Source organism: Actinoplanes campanulatus (genome assembly GCF_014647795.1).
Taxonomy (GTDB): Bacteria; Actinomycetota; Actinomycetes; order Mycobacteriales; family Micromonosporaceae; genus Actinoplanes; species Actinoplanes campanulatus.
The window spans coordinates 42,871-60,246 of sequence record NZ_BMPW01000013.1 but is presented as its reverse complement, the minus strand read 5'-3'; the positions used below and the strand labels follow the sequence as shown (position 1 = coordinate 60,246).

Sequence of the window (17,376 nt, the reverse complement as noted above, 5' to 3'; positions counted from 1 at the left end):
GGGACCTTCGGCCCTTAACCGGCGGTGCTCCCGAACGGCAACGTGGGAGGGGACAGTGAAGGAGAACGCTGTGACCCGCTACGACGAGTCCGACCTGCGGCGCGCCGCCGCGGCCGGCATTCAGGCTCCGTCCATGTACAACAGCCAGCCGTGGGCGTTCCGCCTGCATGACGGCGCGATCGAGGTGCTCGCCGACCCCGGACGGCAGTTGTCCGTGGCCGACGGCGGCGGCTGGGCCATGCGGCTCGCCCTGGGCGCGGCCACCTTCAACGCCCGCCTCGCGCTGGCCTGGGGTGGCACCCCGGCCGACGTGATGCTGCTTCCGGACAGCGCGCGGCCGGAGGTGATCGCCCGCCTCGCGCCCGGCCGGAGCCGGCCGCCCACCTACCTCGAGCGGGATCTGTACGCCGCGATCGACCGCCGGCACAGCAACCGTGACCCGTTCTGGCCCGATCCGGTGCCGGCCGACGTGCGGATCCGGCTGATCGAGGCGGCCCGGGTCGAGGGCGCCTGGCTGGACCTGCTGGTCGGGATGACGGCGCTGACCGGGTTCTCGGAGATCGCGCACAGCGCCGACCGGGTGCTCCGGCGCGACTCCCACTACCAGGCCGAGATGATCACCTGGGTGGACACCGAGTCGGCGTACGACGGCATCCCGGTGGGCGCGGCGGCGACCGTGGGTGAGGCGCAGGACCTGCTGCCGCAGCGCAACTTCGGCGGACGGCGCCGGGCGCCGGGCCGCGACTACGAGCCGGAGCCGCTGGTCGGCATTCTGGGCACCGGCGGCGACCGCAAGCTGGACCAGCTGATGGCGGGCCAGGCGCTCCAGCACATCCTGCTGACGGTGACCGACGCCGGGCTGGCGAGCTCGCTGATCTCCCAGCCGATCGAGGTGCCGGCGGCCCGTGACCAACTGCGGCGTTCACTGGGCCGCACCGGGTTCCCGCAGATCGCGCTCCGGATCGGGTACGGCCATCAGGGCCACCCGACACCGCGCCGGGAGGTCGCCGACGTCCTGACCGGGTGAAGATCATCACTGCGCCAGTTGCCAAGGATATGCAACAACCATGTTGTCCTCATATGCTGGCGCCATGGACACGCAGGCGATGCACATCGCGAACGGGATCGTCGACGGTCCCGTCTCCGCGATCTTTCTGATAGTGGCGGCGGTGGGCCTCGCGTTCTGCGTGTGGCGCGCCAAGCTCGACCTCGACGACCGTCTCGCGCCGATGGCCGGCCTGGTGGCCGCGTTCATCTTCGCCGTCCAGATGCTCAACTTCCAGGTCCTGCCCGGGGTCTCCGGCCACCTGCTGGGCGGCACCCTCGCGGTGATGCTCGTCGGGCCGTACGTGGGGGCGCTCTGCGTCGCCACCGTGCTGATCGTGCAGTGCCTGCTGTTCGCCGACGGCGGTCTGACCGCGCTCGGGCTGAACATCACGAACATGGCCCTGATCGGGGCGGCGGTGGCGTACGTGCTGGTCGCCGCCCTGTTGCGGGTGCTCCCGAGGAACCCGGCGGGGCTCGGCGCCACCGCCCTCATCGCTTCGGTCGCCGGTGTGGTGCTGGCGTCGATGGGCTTCGTGGTGGAGTACGCGCTGGGTGGCACCACCGAGCTGTCGATCGGCGCGATCGCCGCCACCATGGCCGGGGTGCACACCCTGATCGGCATCGGTGAGGGCCTGATCGCCGCGGTCACCGTCGTCACGGTGGCCCGGGTCCGCCCCGACCTGGTCTACGCGCTGCGCCACTTCCGCCGGCCGGTCCTGGCGAAGGCGGTGATCGCATGAGGAAGAAGGCGTTCCTGATCGCCGGTCTGCTGGTGGCCCTGCTGCTGGCCGGAGTGGTGTCCAACTTCGCCTCCGGCAGCCCGGACGGCCTGGACTACGCGGCCCGGGAGGGCTGCACGTTCAACGCCGACGACGAGATCACCGGCGGCGCCTGCATGGCCCAGCGGGAGGGCGAGCACCAGCTCGGCGACAGCCCGCTGGCCGACTACGCGATCGCCGGCATCGACAACGAGTTCCTGGCCACCGGCCTGTCCGGGGTGGCCGGGGTGCTGATCACCTTCGCGATCGGCGGCGGCCTGTTCTGGCTGCTGCGGCGACGGGACAGGGCGTCTTCTTGAACAACTCGCTGCACCTCGACCGGGAGAGCCCGATCCACCGGCTCTCCCCCGAGGTGAAGATCGTGGCGGTGCTGCTCTTCACCGTGATCGTGGTGGTCACGCCGCGCGAGGAGTTCGCCGCCTTCGCCGGGTACGCCGTCCTGATCGCGATCGTCGCCGCGCTCGCCCGGGTGCCGGCCGGCTGGCTGCTCAAGCGGGCCACCATCGAGCTGCCGTTCGTGCTGCTCGCCGTGGTTCTGCCGTTCGCCGGGCACGGCGAGCGGGTGGAGTGGCTGGGCATGTCGCTGTCGGTCGAGGGCCTCTACGGGGCGTGGAACATCGTCGCCAAGGGCACCCTCGGTGTGCTGGCGTCGCTGCTGCTCGCCGCGACCACCACCACCCGTGACCTGATCATCGGGCTGGACCGGCTGCGCTGCCCGGACGTGATCACCCAGATCATGACGTTCATGGTGCGCTACCTGGACGTCCTGGCCGACGACGCCCGCCGGATGCGGATCGCCCGGCTGGCCCGTGGCTACGATCCGCGGTTCCTCTGGCAGGTGAAGGCGTTCGCGGTCGGCATCGGGGCGCTGTTCCTGCGCTCCTACGAGCGCGGCGAGCGGGTCTACCTGGCCATGCTGTCGCGTGGTTACGCCGGCCGGATGCCGGTCACGGTGGGCGCGCCGGCGCCGGCGGCTGAGTGGGTGCTGTCCGCCGCACTGCCGGTGGCCTCCGCCGGGATCGCCGTGACGGCCCTCTTAGCATGACGTCATGACCGCGGCGCTCCAGATCACCGGCCTCACCTTCGCCTACCCCGACGGGCGGGAGGCGCTGCGCGGGATCGACCTGACCCTGGCCCCGGGCGAGCGGGTGGCGCTGCTCGGGCCGAACGGCGCCGGCAAGACCACGCTGGTGCTGCATCTCAACGGCATCCTGCACGGCGGCGCGGGCCGGGTGGAGGTCTCCGGGTTGCCGGTCACGCCGGGCGATCGCAAGGCGATCACCGAGATCCGCCGCCGGGTCGGCGTCGTCTTCCAGGACCCCGACGACCAGCTCTTCATGCCGACGGTCGCGGAGGACGTGGCTTTCGGACCGGCAAATCTGGGGGTACGGGGAGACGAGCTCGACCAGCGTGTCACCGAGGCGCTGGAGGCGGTCGGGATGCTGGAGCACCGCGACCAGATCCCGCATCACCTGTCGTTCGGGCAGCGCCGCCGGGTCGCGGTGGCGACCGTGCTGGCGATGCGGCCGGAGATCCTGGTGCTCGACGAGCCGTCGTCGAACCTCGATCCGGCCAGCCGCCGGGAACTGGCCGAGATCCTGAACACGCTGCCGGTGACGATCCTGATGGTCACCCACGACCTGCCCTACGCGCTGGAGCTCTGCCCGCGCGCGGTGATCCTGGACGGCGGCCGGATCGTCGCGGACGCGCCCACCGGGGAGCTGCTCGCCGACCGCGACCTGATGGCCGCGCACCGGCTGGAGCTCCCGTTCGGTTTCGACCCCGCGACGATCCGGCGCTGACTCTTAGGCCGCCTTGCTCAGCGGAGCCGCCTCGCGCAGGCCGCTGACCAGCGCCTGCCAGGTCTGCGGGCCGACCACCCCGTCCACCTCGACCGCTACGCCCCCGTCGCGGATGCCGGCCTGGAGGTCGCGGATCGCCGCCTCGGTCTTGGGGCCGTAGATGCCGTCGGCGCCGTCGAGGGCGAACTCCTCCTGGAGGCCGCGGACCGCGCTGCCCCGCATCCCGGGACGCACGGCGACGAGCAGTGCCCGCCAGGTGGCCGCGTCGACCACGCCGTCGTCGGGCAGGTTCTTGGCGCGCTGGACGGCGCGCACCGCGTCGCCGGTCTCGGAGCCGAAAACGCCATCGACGGTGACCGTGTGACCATGGGCGAGCAGCAGGTATTGCAGCGTCTGCACCGGGTGGTCAGTGGATCCCTGCCGGGTCGTCGGCCAGGGGTTCAGGGTTGCGGTCATACGGGGGTCCCCTTCCTCATCGTCGAGCGACGGGTGTGTGCTTCCCTCACTTTCGCTCTCCACGCCGATGATTGAAAGGGTGAGACAAGTCTCCGCCGTAGTTTCGGAAGAAATCTTTTCGGCCTGCTGACCGATTCGCGAACTCCGATACGCGAACGGCGCGCGAATGTGGAGATTCGCGCGCCGTACCGCTCATCTACGTGCAATACCCAGTGGGATATCGCACGATCAAGATCAGTGCTCCGCCCAGTCGCCCAGCGACCAGTCCCGGACCTCGGGCATGTCCTCCAGGTGCTCCACCACGTACTGCTCGTGCTTGGCCAGCTGCGACTGGCACCAGGCCTTCAGCTCGCTGGCGCCGCCCGGGAGCCGCTTCGCGTTGTTGATCGCGTCCATCACCAGGTGGTAGCGCGACGCCCGGTTACGGACCGTCATGTCGAACGGCGTGGTGGTGGTGCCCTCCTCGATGAAGCCGCGCACCCGGAACCGGTCGGCGTCCGGCCGGCCGTGCACCAGCTGGTGGATGGCGCCCGGGTAACCGTGGAAGGCGAACACCACGTCCACGTGGTCGGTGAACAGCTCACGGAACATGGTCTCGGGCATGCCGTGCGGGTGGTCCTTGGGCCGCGGCAGCGTCATCAGGTTGACCACGTTGACGACCCGGACCTTCATCTGCGGCAGCTTCTCGTTGAGGATCTGCGCCGCCGCCACGGTCTCCATGGTCACCACGTCGCCGGCGCAGGCCAGGACGATGTCCGGGTCACGCTCGCCGTCGTCGTTGCCGGCCCACTCCCAGATGCCGGCGCCCCTGGTGCAGTGCTCGATCGCCTGGTCCATGGTCAGCCACTGGAGCTGCGGCTGCTTGTCGATGACGATCAGGTTCACGTACGACCGGGAGCGGAAGCAGTGGTCGGCCACCGAGAGCAGGGTGTTCGCGTCCGGCGGGAGGTACACCCGGGCCACGTCGCCGCGCTGCTGGAGCACCACCTGGATCAGGCCGGGCCCCTGGTGCGAGAAGCCGTTGTGGTCGTTGCGCCACGCCGTCGAGGTGAGCAGGATGTTCAGGCTCGGCACCTTGGCCCGCCACGGCAGGTGCGCCGCCTCCTGGAGCCACTTGCCGTGCTGGACCGTCTGCGACGCGCTGACCATGGCGAACGCCTCGTAGGTGGCGAACATGCCGTGCCGCCCGGTGAGGTTGTAGCCCTCCAGCCAGCCGTGGCAGTTGTGCTCGGACAGCACCTCCATCACCCGGCCGGTGTTGCTGATCTTGACGTCCTCGTCGTTGACCGACTCCATGAAGCCGCGGTCGGACACCTCGAACACCGCGCCCAGCCGGTTGCTGTTCGTCTCGTCCGGGCAGAACAGCCGGAACCGGTCCGGGTTGCGGGTGTAGATGTCACGCATCAGCTCACCCAGCTTGCGGGTCGACTCGGCGCGGCCCTGGGCCGGCCGCTTCACGTCGATCCCGTAGTCCCGGAAGTCCGGTATGTCGAGATCTCTGGTGAGCAGGCCGCCGTTGGCGTGCGGGGTGGCGCTCATCCGCAGCTCACCGGGCGGGTTCAGGTCCATGATCTGGGCGACCGGCGCGCCGGTGGCGTCGAAGAGCTCCTCCGGCTTGTACGACCGCAGCCACTTCTCCAGCTCGGCCAGGTGCTCGTCGTTGCCCTTGACGCCGGAGAGCGGAACCTGGTGCGAGCGCCACGTGCCGGTCACCTTGATGCCGTCGATCTTCTCCGGACCGGTCCAGCCCTTCGGCGTACGCATGACGATGAGAGGCCAGTGCGGCCGCGTGCCGTCCCACTGACCGCCGCGCGCCGCGGTCTGGATGCTCCTGATCTTGCCCCACGCCTCGGCCAGGACCGCCGCGAACCGGTGGTGCATGCCGGGCAGGTCGTCGCCCTCCACCTCGAGGACGTCGTAGCCGTGGCCCTCGAACAGCTTGCGCACCTCGGCCGGGTCCTTGCGGGCCAGCACCGTCGGTCCGGCGATCTTCGCGCCGTTGAGGTGCAGGATCGGCAGGACCGCGCCGTCGTGGGCCGGGTTCAGGAAGGAGACGCCCTTCCAGGAGCCCTCGAGCGGGCCGGTCTCCGCCTCACCGTCGCCGACCACCGCGATGGCCAGCAGGTCCGGGTTGTCCATCACCGCGCCGAACGCGTGGACCAGGACATAGCCCAGCTCGCCGCCCTCGTGGATGGAGCCCGGCGTGGTCACCGAGACGTGGCTCGGGATGCCGCCCGGGGAGGAGAACTGGCGGAACAGCTGCAGCATGCCGCCCTCGTCGAGGCCGACCTTCGGGTAGACCTCGGAGTAGGTGCCCTCCAGGTAGCCGGCGGCCACCAGGGCCGGGCCGCCGTGGCCGGGCCCGGCCAGGTAGATGGCCTGCTGCCTGGTCTGCTTGATGAGCCGGGAGACGTGGGCGTAGATGAGCGACAGGCCGGGGCTGGTCCCCCAGTGCCCGAGCAGGCGGGGCTTGATGTGTTCCGACGTGAGCTTCTCCCGCAGCAGCGGGTTGCCCTGGAGATAGATCTGCCCGACTGTCAGGTAGTTGTTCGCCCGCCACCAGGCGTCCAGGCTGGCGATCTCGGCGTCGTTCGGAGCCGCGAGCTTTTGCACGAGCTCCTGCTGGTCGAACGTGGCGGCCCGGTGATCCGAAACGGCGGTCACGATCATTCCTCTCGACAGAGTTTTTCGAGTTCCTGACTGGTCACGATCAACGTATCGGCGGCCCGGATAACGGACACGGGCCTTAAGACCCTCCCGATCGGGACGTTACCCCCGCCGACCACCGGTATGCCGTGGCCGGAACATGAAGCTCACGTTAAGCGGCAGATGGCCGGCGCCACGGGCCCTTGGGGAAACTTCTGCCAGGATCCGGCGGTCCGCAGCGGCGGCCTGGTGGGACAGGCTCACATCTCCAGGCTTCCCGGCCGCGGACCCGCCGGCATCACCCGTGCCGGACGATTCCGCCGGTGCGTGGCACAGTGGGGCCATGGCGAATCCGTCGGACGATCCGCACATCCACGTCGAGGCGGGCGCGCTGCGGTCCCGCGCCGCGGAGCGGAACATGCTGGCCGCCACGTTCGGCCTCGCCGCCGAGCTGCCGGCCGAGGTCCCGACGGCGTGCGGCCGCCGGGTGCCGTACGCGATGACGTCCACCCTGCCGGAGAGCGTCACCTGCCTGCCCTGCCGGGAGCACGCGGGCGAGCGGCACCGCCGGTTCGCCGACCAGGTCGAGACCATGGGTGCCGGCCCCGGCTCACCGTTCAGCGACCGGGACGCCGCCACCGCGGCCGCCGCCCACCGCGACATCGCCCGCCGCTTCGCCTCCTGAGACCGCACCAGCGTCCATCCCTGTCTCCGCCCATGGGAGGACGCCTCCGGACCGCCGAGCGTCCATGATGGATCGATGGCCAGGTCGCTCAGTTACGCCGACGCCGCCCGGCTTCTCGGCGATCAGGAGAGCAAGGTCGTCGCTCTCCTGGAGAAGACGGCGAGCTGGCTCATGCTGGGCACAGCGCCGCTGGTCAGCGAGGTGCTCGGCTGGTTCGACGCGAAAGCGGATCTGGTCCGCCTCAGCCATCGGCTGGTCCGCGACCTGTCCGAACACCGTTCCGGGCTGTCCCGCTACGGCCGCACCGAGCGGATCGAGGCCGCCCACACCGTCATCGTGGTCGCCGCCTTCTTCGAGGGGTTACGCGAGGTGCGGCTGCCCGCCGAACTGACCCGCGGCGAGCAGATCGCGCTGGGTGCCGGCGGCCCGGTGCACGCCGATTTCGTCACCCAGATCATGACCGCCGGCCGTCTGCTGCCGGGCCCGGAGCGTTCCCTGAGCGACTTCCGCCGGTCCCTGCGGGGCTTCTACCACGATCTGGCGGACGGCTTGGCCCGTTTCCTCGACGGTCTCGCGGTCGTGGAGGACCTGACCGCACCCGACCGCGCCCGGATCGCCGACGCGCTCACCTCGGTCGCCCACTCGTCGATCGCGCGTTACGACGAAGCGCTGCTACGGCTCAGCACCGACTTCCCCGAGGTGGCCTACTGGGCGGACCGGCAGGAGCAGCGCGCCGTCCGGGCCGCGCTGGCCGAGATCTCCCCGGTCCTGCTGGCCATCCACACCGGGCAAGCGCCGGACCAGCGCCGGGCCGGGCTGGCCGCCGCCTACCGCGACGACCTGGACCGGCCGGTGGTCGACACCGGCGACCTGCCGGACGGCATCACCGTACCCACCCTCGGCGAGGCCTATCTGCCACCACGGTTCCGGGTGCCCGGCGAGGCCGGGCCCGCTCCGGTCAGCGACGACGACTGGTGGTCACGGTTACCGGTGCGGGACGATCTGCGCGACTTCCTGATCGGGCACCTGACCTCGCCGCGAGCCGTCCGGGCCCCGCTGCTGGTGCTGGGTCAACCCGGTTCGGGCAAGTCGGTCTTCACCCGGGTGCTGTCGGCCGGCCTGCCCGCCACCGAGTTCCTGCCGGTCCGGGTCGTGCTGCGGGAAACCCCGTCGCTCGATCAGATTCAAGACCAGGTGGAGTACGCGATTCGCGCCGCCACCGGCGAACGGCTCGACTGGCCGGACCTGGTCCGGTCGGCCGGCGACGCGCTGCCCGTCGTCCTGCTCGACGGTTTCGACGAGTTGTTGCAGGCCACCGGTGTGAGCCAGACCGACTACCTGGAGCGGGTCGCCGCCTTCCAGCGCCGTGAGGCCGCCCAGGGCCGCCCGGTCGCGGTCGTGGTGACCAGCCGGATCGCGGTGGCGAACCGGGCACGGACCCCGGCCGGGACCCTGACGATCCGCTTGGAACCGTTCGACGAGCAGCAGATCGCCACCTGGCTGGCCGTCTGGAACCGGGCGAACGCCGCCGGTTTCGCCGCCCGCCGGCTCGCGCCACTGGCCACCGACAGCGTGCTGACCCACCGGCATCTCGCCGAGCAGCCGTTGCTTCTGCTCATGCTGGCCCTCTACGACGCCGACGGCAACGCGTTGCAGCGGGTCGGCGCGAGCCTCCGGCAGGATCAGCTCTACGAGCGGCTGTTGCGCAGTTTCGCCACCCGCGAGGTGGTGAAACAGCGGCCCGGTCTGCCCGCCCGGGATCTCGCGGCCGCCGTCGAGGAGGAGTTGCGGCGGCTCGCTGTGGTGGCCTTCGCGATGTTCAACCGGTCGGCGCTGTGGGTGAGCGAGGCCGATCTGGAGGCGGATCTGGCCGGTCTACTCGGCCCGGTCCAGCAGGCGCCGGGCGGTCTGCGAGCCGCGCTGCGCCCGGCCGAGCTGACGCTCGGGCGGTTCTTCTTCGTCCATCGGGCACGCGCCGGGGCCACTCTCGACGCCGTCGAGACGTATGAGTTCCTGCACGCCACCTTCACCGAGTTCTTCGTGGCCCGGCTGACCTGGCAGGTGCTGCTCGACGTCGCGGCGCAGGCGTCGGCGTCGACCTCGCCGTTCGGGCCGGCGCCGGTCCACGACGATCTGCTGCGGGCCCTGCTCTCCCATCAGCCGCTGAGCCGCCGGTCGACCGTCATCGACTTCCTGATCGAGACAGCGTGGGTGGAGACGCACGCTGTCCGGGAATCGCTGAAGGCACTCCTGCTCCGGCTGTTCGAGGCCCTGCCACACAGCCCGGCGGGTCAGCGCTACGCCGGATATCAGCCGTCCGGCCACGGCGAGCCGTCGCGGTATGCCACCTACAGCGCCAACCTGCTGCTTCTCCTGGTGTGCGTGAGCGACCGGGTCCACGCGAGCGACCTGTTCCCGGGCCGCCCGGACATCGTCGGTGACTGGAGCAGCCAGGCCCTGCTGTGGCAGTCGCAGCTGGCCGGCGGAAGTTTCCGCGGCTTCATCGAGCGTCTCGCCGTGGAGCGGATCACCACCGCCGGCGGACGGGACATCCGCATCGGCCTCTACATCGGCGTGTGGTCACCGTCGTCCGTCAACCTGTCGTGGAGCCTCGGGCCGCTCGCGTCCGACACCGACCGCCCGGCCTGGCTGCGCACCGGCTTCTTCGCCGAGGAGGAGGAACGCCGTCGCACCACCAATTTCGTCTGCCTGCCGGCGGGCGACATGACCGAACACCTCCTCGATGCGCTCAGACCTGGTTCCTCCGACTGGCACCTCAACAGATTCGTCGGGCTACCCGGGTCTGATTTCGAGGCGCCGGTGCACGCGATTCTGGAGTTGTGGTTCGCGCCCTCACCCACGGCTTACCAGCGGTGCGTCCAGATCGCGACGTGCGCCGCACCCGAGTGGGCGGAGACGATCCAACTCCACTGCACGGAAGCGATCCTGGACCGCTTGACCACGGACCTCGCGATCCGTCCGGCCGAGGCCACCACGATCCTGGAACAGCTGAGCTCAGGCTTGGGGCAGTCCGATCTGGAGCAGTCGAGTCCGGTCTTCTGGAATACCGAGATCATTCAGAGATTCCTGCGCTGTGTGCTGAGGTTCCTCGGCCGGGGCCCCGAGACCGACGATCGGCTGGTTCGGTTGATGCCCAGGGCCTTCGCGTTCGATGTGACCGGGCTTGATGCCGCTTTACTCGCCGACCTGCTGGTCCGCCTCCACGAACTCGGGTTCCCGATCCCACCCGATGCGATGCCCGGTTCCCGCGAGGAGTTCGGAAGCCTCACCCGCAAGGTCGCCAGGCAGCGTCCTGATCTCGTAGAACGGCTCGCGCCGTTGGCGCCGAAGGGCTGATGACCGGCGCCGCCGGTGGGCGGCGCCGGTCATGGGGACGCGCTGTCAGCCCAGGGTGAGGGTGCAGCTGTCCTCGTCGGCGGCCAGGGAGGTGACCTGGTCGCCGAGCTGGACCTGCCAGGGGAGGGCGTCGCCCATCCGCCCCACGACGATCTCCGGGCCGGACCGGGAGACCGTGAAGACCGTGTCGGCGCCGGCCGGGCCGGGGACCACCACCGCGGTGCGGCCCTCGGCCGGCTCGAAGAGCCGCAGCGTCACGCCGTCGCGGTAGTCGTAGTCGGGGCGGTCCCTGCGGGCGCCAACCGGGATGACCGCGCCCGGGCGGACCAGCAGCGGCGCGCTGTCGAAACCGTGGATCTCGCGCACCCAGCGGGGGCCCTCGACCACGTCGGCGTTGCCGGTCGACGGGACGTAGCGGGTCCACCTGCCCTCGGGGACGTAGTAGGACACCTCTCCCCCGGCCGAGAAGACCGGCGCGACCAGCAGGTCCGCGCCCAGCATGTACTGCCGGTCCAGGTAGGTGGCGGCCGGGTCGGCGGGGAACGCGACAGGCATCGGGCGCATCACCGGCAGGCCGGTCAGGTGCGCTTCCCGGGCGGCGCCGTAGATGTACGGCATGAGCCGGTACTTGAGGTGGGTGAAGTGCCGCAGCACGTCCACCGATTCCTCGTCGAAGAGCCACGGCACCCGGTAGGAGGAGCTGCCGTGGAGCCGGCTGTGCGACGACAGCAGACCGAACGCGACCCACCGCTTGAACACGGCCGGGTCCGGCATGCCCTCGAAGCCGCCGATGTCGTGGCTCCAGAACCCGAAGCCGGACGACATGAGCGACAGGCCGCCGCGCAGGCTCTCCGCCATCGACTCGTACGTGCTGGAGTTGTCGCCACCCCAGTGGACCGGGAACTGCTGCCCGCCGACGGTGGCCGAGCGGGCGAACAGCACCGCCTCGCCCTCTCCGCGAGCCGAGCGCAGCACCTCGAAGACGACCTCGTTGTAGAGCTGCGTGTAGTAGTTGTGCATCCGCTCCGGGTCGGACCCGTCGTGCCACACCACGTCGGTGGGCACCCGCTCGCCGAAGTCCGACTTGAAGGCGTCCACGCCCATCTCGACGAGGCCGCGCAGCTTCCCGGCGTACCACTCGCGGGCCTCGGGTTTGGTGAAGTCGACCAGGCCCATCCCGGCCTGCCACAGGTCGCACTGGAAGACGTCACCGTTCGGCCGGCGCACCAGGTATCCGCGAGAGGCGCCCTCGGCGAACAGCGGCGACCGCTGGGCGATGTACGGGTTGATCCACAGGCAGGTCTTGAGGCCCCGGTCGGCGAGGCGCTTGAGCATGCCCGGCGGGTCGGGGAAGACCCGCGGGTCCCACTCGAAGTCGCACCAGTTGAACTCGCGCATCCAGAAGCAGTCGAAGTGGAAGACCGACAGCGGCAGGTCCCGGTCGGCCATCCCGCCGACGAACTTGTTGACCGTCTCCTCGTCGTAGTCGGTGGTGAACGAGGTGGTCAGCCAGAGGCCGAAGGACCAGGCCGGCGGCAGCGCGGGCCGGCCGGTCAGCGCCGTGTACTTGCGGATGATGTCGGCCGGGGTGGGGCCGTAGATGACCAGGTAGGACAGGCTCTGCCCGGCGACGCTGAACTGGGTGCGGGTGACCATCTCGGAGGCGACCTCGAAGGACACCTTGCCGGGGTGGTCGACGAGGACGCCGTACCCGCCGTTGGTGAGGTAGAACGGGACGTTCTTGTACGCCTGCTCGCTGCTGGTGCCGCCGTCCTCCTGCCAGATGTCGACGGTCTGGCCGTTCTTGATCAACGGCCCGAACCGCTCGCCGAGGCCGTAGACGACGTGCCCCACACCGAGGTCCAGCTGCTCGTGGATGTAGTCGCCGTCGGGGCCGGAGACGACGCCCATGCCCTTCCAGCCGCTGCCGGTGAGCCGCCGCCCGTCGGCCAGGAAGTCGAGTCCCCAGTTGTCGCCGTCGGAGAACCGTGCGGTCAGCGCGCCCGAGGTGAGCGACAGCCGATCCACCGACACATCCCCCGCCACCTCATCAATAGTGAAATTTGGGGTTCGGGAACGCTCTCCCGCGAAGTGCGACACCGTCACCCGGATGACGTCGGGGGCGGGCGCGGTGCAGTTGACGGTGATGAGGGCGGAGTTCAGCGTGTCACCGCGGTGATGGATCGGCCGGGTCGCCGCCCAGACGGTCAGCGAGTCCGGCGCGGTCGCCGTGTCCTGGAGATGGGCCGGGTGCAGGACGGTCAGCCCGCCACGCTTGCGCCAATAGCCATCGGTGAACTTCATGAAGATCCTTTACTTGATGGCGCCGGCGGCGATGCCGCGCGTGAGGGTCCGCTGGAAGATCAGGAAGAAGAGGATCGCCGGGAGGATGCCGATCAGGGCCGAGGCGCTCGTCGTGGTGGCGTCCATCATGCGGTCACCCTGGAGGACGCCGAGGGCCACCGGAACGGTCTGGTTGTCGTTGGACACCAGGAAGATCAGCGGCAGGAAGAACTCGTTCCAGGTCCAGATGAAGAAGAAGGTGAACAGGACCGCGAGGGTCGGCCCGCTGACCGGGACCACCACCCGCCACAGGGTCCGCCACTTCCCGGCGCCGTCGACGGCGGCGGCGTCCAGCAGTTCCCGGGGGAACTCGGCGTAGACCGAGGTGAGCAGGTAGGTGCCGAAGGCGCTCTGGATGACCGTGAAGATGATGACGATCGCGATCAGGCTGTCGTAGAGGTCGGCCTCCTTGGCGATGTGGTACAGCGGGTAGACGAGCACCTCCTGCGGCAGCAGGTTGGCGACCAGGAAGAACACCAGGAACCAGACCCGGCCCCGCACCCGGCCGATGCCCAGCGCGTACGCGTTGAGGATCGACAGGACGACGCCGAACACCGACACGGCCAGCGCCGTGACGAAGCTGTTCCAGAGCTTCCGGCCGAAGTCCACCCGGTTCCAGAAGTCGACGATGCCGTCCCAGTAGACGTCCGCCGGGATGGACAGCGGACCGTTGGCGGCGTAGTCGGCCGGGCTCTTGAACGCGTTGACCGCGACCGCGAGCATCGGCCCGACCATCAGAAGGAGCAGCACCAGCAGCGCGGCCAGGACGAAGAATCGAACCGGGTTGCGGTGTTCAAGAGCTTCAGAGCTTCCGACCTCGGGGGTACGGGTGGGAGCTTTCGCCGTGGCAAGGGTCATCGCAGCTCCTCCGACCGGTGCTGGAGTCGCAGGAACAGGAAGGCGAGGATCACGATCAGCACGGTCAGGACCGTGGAGATCGCCGAGCCGTAGCCGACCCGGGCCTTCTCGAAGTAGTTCTCGTAGGCGAAGTACGACGGCACCATGGTGCTGTTGGCCGGACCGCCCTTGGTGAGCACGAACACCTGCGCGAAGATCTTGAGAGCCGCGATCGTGGTGGTCACCAGCACGACGTACAACTCGGGCCGGATCATGTGCACCGTGATCTTGCGGAACCGCTGCCACCAGGTCGCGCCGTCCAGGTCCGCTGCCTCGTAGAGCGACGGGTCGATCCGGGAGAGCCCGGACATGAACATGACGATCGGGTAGCCGAGCTGGAACCAGATCATCACCGCCATCACGCTGTAGAGCGCGTAGTCCTCGTCGCCGAGCCAGTTCTTCGCCAGGCCCTCCAGGCCCACCGCGTCGAGGATCTGGTTGAGCGCGCCGTAGCCGGGATGCAGGATCCAGGTCCAGACGATGCCGGTGACCGCGACCGGCAGCACCTGCGGCAGGTAGTAGCCGGACCGGAACAGACCGGCCCACCGGTCGCCGAAGTGCTTGGCGACGTAGTCGAACAGCACCGCGGCCAGCACCAGCCCGAGCAGCGTCGGCACCACCGCCATCGCGATCACGAGCAGGGCGATGTTGCCGAACGACTGCCAGAACAGGGTGTCCTCGACGAGCCGGCTGTAGTTCTCGAGGCCGACCCACCGGGGGTCGCCGACGCCGGTCCATTTCGTGAAGCTGTAGTAGACCGTCATCACCAGCGGCACGACGATCACGCCCAGCGAGGCCAGCACACCGGGAATCAGGTAGACCGCGTATCCGCGGCTCTTGGTAACGCTACCGGCCATGCCGGGCCCCCTTTCCGCGGCGCGGGCGGTGTCGGCCGCCCACGCCGCGCCTTGACGCAAGGTCACTTGCCGAGGTCGGCGAGGTTCTCGTGGTACGGCTTGGCGATCTCGTCGAGGAAGGCGTCCGGGGTCTTCGAGCCGTTGATCAGGCCCTGCACACCGGCGACCAGCACGTCGTAGTAGCCGGGGGCCGGCCAGTCCGGGTAGAAGGCGAGCCCGTCGCTGGTCGAGATCTTGTTGAAGGTCTCGACGAGCTCCTTGTTCTTCGGGTCGGTGATCTGCGCCGGGTCGGCCGCGACCGGGACACCGCCGCTGTTGCCGAGCAGCGCCTGGACCTCGGGCGACATGGTGATGTCGATGAAGTCGTACGCGAGCGCCTTGGCCTTGCTCTTCTCCGGCACCACCCACAGGTTGCCGCTGGAGCCCGGGTGCAGGGTGTTACCCGGGAAGAGGAAGGTGCCCCACTCGAAGTCCTTGATGTTGCTGGCGAACCGGCCGTACCACCAGGAGCCGGAGATCAGGATCGGGAACTTTCCCTGCGTGAAGGAGACGCTCATGTCCTCGGCCTTGATGCCGGCCGAGTCCTTGCCGATGTAGCCCTTGGACACCCAGTCGGTGAAGGTCTGCGCGCCGTAGGTGAGCTGCGGGCCCTTGAAGTCGACCTTGTTCTTGTAGAGCTGGTAGTCGTCCACGAAGGCCCGGTCGGACTTCGCCAGCGCGAGCTCGTAGAAGATCTGCTGGGCCGGGTACTCGGCGCCACCGACGGCCAGCGGGGTCACCTTGTTCGCCAGGAACGTGTCCATGACCTTGGTGAACTCGTCCAGGGTGGTGGGAACGGCCAGTTTGTACTGGTCGAACATCTTCTTGTTGTAGTAGACGGTGACGAACTCGCCGTAGTTGGGCACACCGAAGACCTTGCCGCTGCCCATGATGCCGTCTTCGTCGTACTTCGCCGTGGTCTGGAGGCTGGCACTCAGCTTGGAGTCCCAGCCGCGCTTGGTGAACTCGTCCGAGATGTCGGTGAGCAGGCCCTGCTTGGAGAGCAGGCCGGCGGTCGCGTTGCCCTTGTTGTACTCCATGACGTCGGGCGCGCTGTCGGAGTTGAGGATCATCTGGGCGTTCTGCTGGATCTGCTCGAAGCCCTTCTCCTCGAACTTCACCTCGACGCCCGGATGGCTCGATTTGAACAGCTCGATCGCCTTGTTCCAGGCGACGCCCATGGCGCTGTCCGGCGCCTCGTAGTGCCAGAGGGTGAGGACCTTCGCGTCGGCGCCCTCCTCCGAACCGCCGTCGTCGCCACCGCACGCGGCGAGGCCGAGGGACGCTGCCAGCAACAATGCACCGGCCGCAAGACCGGATCGTGATCGGAACATAGCCGTCCTCCCAGGGGGACTGATCAGGGAAGCGAAATTTCGTCGAAGCGCTTCGACGATGGGCTCTGAGCAGACGCTAGGGAACGAGCGCCATTCATGTCAACGGTGTGACGCGGAGATTTCGCGGCAGCTGTCCCGCTCGACCAGGCTCGGTTCGAGCAGGCGGGTGTACTCCACGCGACGACCGTCCAGCAGCCGCATCACGGTCTCCACGGCGAGCGTGCCGACGTCGTGGGCCGGGATGTCGATCGATGTCAGGTTGACCGGCATCGCCGTCGCCACGTCCCGCGGGCAGATCGCCACGATGGAGACGTCCTCCGGGACCCGGCGGCCGGTGGCGTGCAGCAGGTCGAGCAGCGGCCGCAGCGCCTCCTCGTTGTGCACCACCAGCGCGGTCAGCCCGGCCAGTTCGGCGTCCAGGTCGGCCATGCAGGAGCGGACGCCCTCGGCGCCCGGCTCGCACGGGTGGGTCACGGTCTGCAGGCCCAGGTCGACCGAGGCCTCCAGGAAGCCGGTCAGGAAGCGGTCGGCGTACGTCGTCTGCCGCTTGTACACCGCCGGGGACGGGCCGACCAGGCCGATCCTGCGGTGGCCGTGCCCGGCCAGATGGTCCAGGGCCGCCCGGGCCGCGGCGCCGAAGTCGAGGTCGACGCAGGCGATGCCGGTGTGGTCGGCGGGCAGACCGATCAGCACCGACGGCTGCTTGAGCCTACGTAGCGCCGGGATACGCAGGTCGTCCCGTTCCAGGTCCATCAGTATCAACGCGTCGACCATGGTGCTGTGCGCGACGCGTTCCACCCCGGCCGTGCCCTCGTCCTTGGTCAGCAGCAGAACGTCGTGATTGTACGAGCGGGCGGCCGTCACCACGGCGGTGGCGAACTGCATGATGACCGGCACGTTCACGTCCACACGCAGGGGCGCCACCAGGGCGATCACGTTGGTCTTGCTGCTGGCCAGAGCGCGGGCCCCGGCGTGCGGGTGGAAGCCGAGCTCGGCGATCGCGGCCTGCACGCGGGCGCGGGTCTCGGCCGAGATCGGGCGGCGGCCACTCAGCACGTACGACACCGTGCTGGGCGAGACCCCGGCCGCCTTGGCGACGTCGTTGATCGTCGGCATTGCGCCTCCCCAAGTCGC

General features: G+C 69.4%; 14 protein-coding genes. 7 read left to right on the top strand and 7 right to left on the bottom strand.

Going from position 1 to position 17,376, the window contains the following annotated elements; translation table 11 throughout:
• The first annotated feature begins 55 nt into the window (after positions 1–55).
• From IEZ13_RS24675 to IEZ13_RS24655, 5 genes are all read left to right on the top strand, one after another.
• Positions 56–1,027 carry an Acg family FMN-binding oxidoreductase gene (locus IEZ13_RS24675; protein WP_372441866.1) on the top strand — a complete coding sequence of 324 codons (972 nt, stop codon included), beginning with the start codon at positions 56–58 and terminating at the stop codon, positions 1,025–1,027.
• Positions 1,028–1,091: 64 nt separating this feature from the next.
• Positions 1,092–1,787 carry an energy-coupling factor ABC transporter permease gene (locus IEZ13_RS24670; protein ID WP_183222079.1) on the top strand — a complete coding sequence of 232 codons (696 nt, stop codon included), beginning with the start codon at positions 1,092–1,094 and terminating at the stop codon, positions 1,785–1,787.
• Positions 1,784–2,125 carry a PDGLE domain-containing protein gene (locus tag IEZ13_RS24665; RefSeq protein ID WP_183222078.1) on the top strand — a complete coding sequence of 114 codons (342 nt, stop codon included), beginning with the start codon at positions 1,784–1,786 and terminating at the stop codon, positions 2,123–2,125. Before IEZ13_RS24670 ends, IEZ13_RS24665 begins: the two co-directional genes overlap by 4 nt.
• Entirely contained in the window at positions 2,122–2,871 is a 750-nt protein-coding gene (cbiQ, locus tag IEZ13_RS24660; RefSeq protein ID WP_183222077.1) for a cobalt ECF transporter T component CbiQ, read from the top strand. The genes IEZ13_RS24665 and cbiQ overlap by 4 nt, the downstream gene beginning before the upstream one ends.
• A gap of 4 nt (positions 2,872–2,875) precedes the next feature.
• On the top strand, positions 2,876–3,628 hold the full coding sequence (locus tag IEZ13_RS24655) for an energy-coupling factor ABC transporter ATP-binding protein (RefSeq protein WP_183222076.1): 753 nt from the start codon (positions 2,876–2,878) through the stop codon (positions 3,626–3,628).
• Positions 3,629–3,631: 3 nt separating this feature from the next.
• On the opposite strand, the gene IEZ13_RS24650 is transcribed toward IEZ13_RS24655, so the two are convergent.
• Positions 3,632–4,084, bottom strand: a complete 453-nt coding sequence (locus IEZ13_RS24650; RefSeq protein ID WP_183222075.1) for a peptidoglycan-binding domain-containing protein — start codon at positions 4,082–4,084, stop codon at positions 3,632–3,634.
• 234 nt (positions 4,085–4,318) lie between these two features.
• The gene (locus tag IEZ13_RS24645) at positions 4,319–6,754 is read right to left on the bottom strand and encodes a phosphoketolase family protein (RefSeq protein WP_183222074.1); all 2,436 of its coding nucleotides are present in this window, start codon (positions 6,752–6,754) and stop codon (positions 4,319–4,321) included.
• Between the two features lie 319 nt (positions 6,755–7,073).
• On the opposite strand from IEZ13_RS24645, the gene IEZ13_RS24640 reads away from it, so the two are divergent.
• Positions 7,074–7,415 carry a hypothetical protein gene (locus IEZ13_RS24640; protein WP_183222073.1) on the top strand — a complete coding sequence of 114 codons (342 nt, stop codon included), beginning with the start codon at positions 7,074–7,076 and terminating at the stop codon, positions 7,413–7,415.
• Between the two features lie 75 nt (positions 7,416–7,490).
• Entirely contained in the window at positions 7,491–10,772 is a 3,282-nt protein-coding gene (locus IEZ13_RS24635) for an NACHT domain-containing protein (protein WP_183222072.1), read from the top strand.
• Positions 10,773–10,817: 45 nt separating this feature from the next.
• On the opposite strand, the gene yicI is transcribed toward IEZ13_RS24635, so the two are convergent.
• From yicI to IEZ13_RS24610, 5 genes are all read right to left on the bottom strand, one after another.
• Positions 10,818–13,076, bottom strand: coding sequence for an alpha-xylosidase (gene yicI, locus IEZ13_RS24630; protein ID WP_183222071.1), 2,259 nt, complete (start codon positions 13,074–13,076; stop codon positions 10,818–10,820).
• Positions 13,077–13,085: 9 nt separating this feature from the next.
• Positions 13,086–13,973 carry a carbohydrate ABC transporter permease gene (locus IEZ13_RS24625; RefSeq protein ID WP_183222070.1) on the bottom strand — a complete coding sequence of 296 codons (888 nt, stop codon included), beginning with the start codon at positions 13,971–13,973 and terminating at the stop codon, positions 13,086–13,088.
• Entirely contained in the window at positions 13,970–14,869 is a 900-nt protein-coding gene (locus IEZ13_RS24620) for a carbohydrate ABC transporter permease (protein WP_183222069.1), read from the bottom strand. Before IEZ13_RS24620 ends, IEZ13_RS24625 begins: the two co-directional genes overlap by 4 nt.
• Before the next feature lie 62 nt (positions 14,870–14,931).
• Entirely contained in the window at positions 14,932–16,242 is a 1,311-nt protein-coding gene (locus IEZ13_RS24615; protein WP_183222068.1) for an extracellular solute-binding protein, read from the bottom strand.
• Positions 16,243–16,341: 99 nt separating this feature from the next.
• Entirely contained in the window at positions 16,342–17,358 is a 1,017-nt protein-coding gene (locus IEZ13_RS24610; RefSeq protein ID WP_183222067.1) for a LacI family DNA-binding transcriptional regulator, read from the bottom strand.
• Between the last annotated feature and the right edge of the window lie 18 nt (positions 17,359–17,376).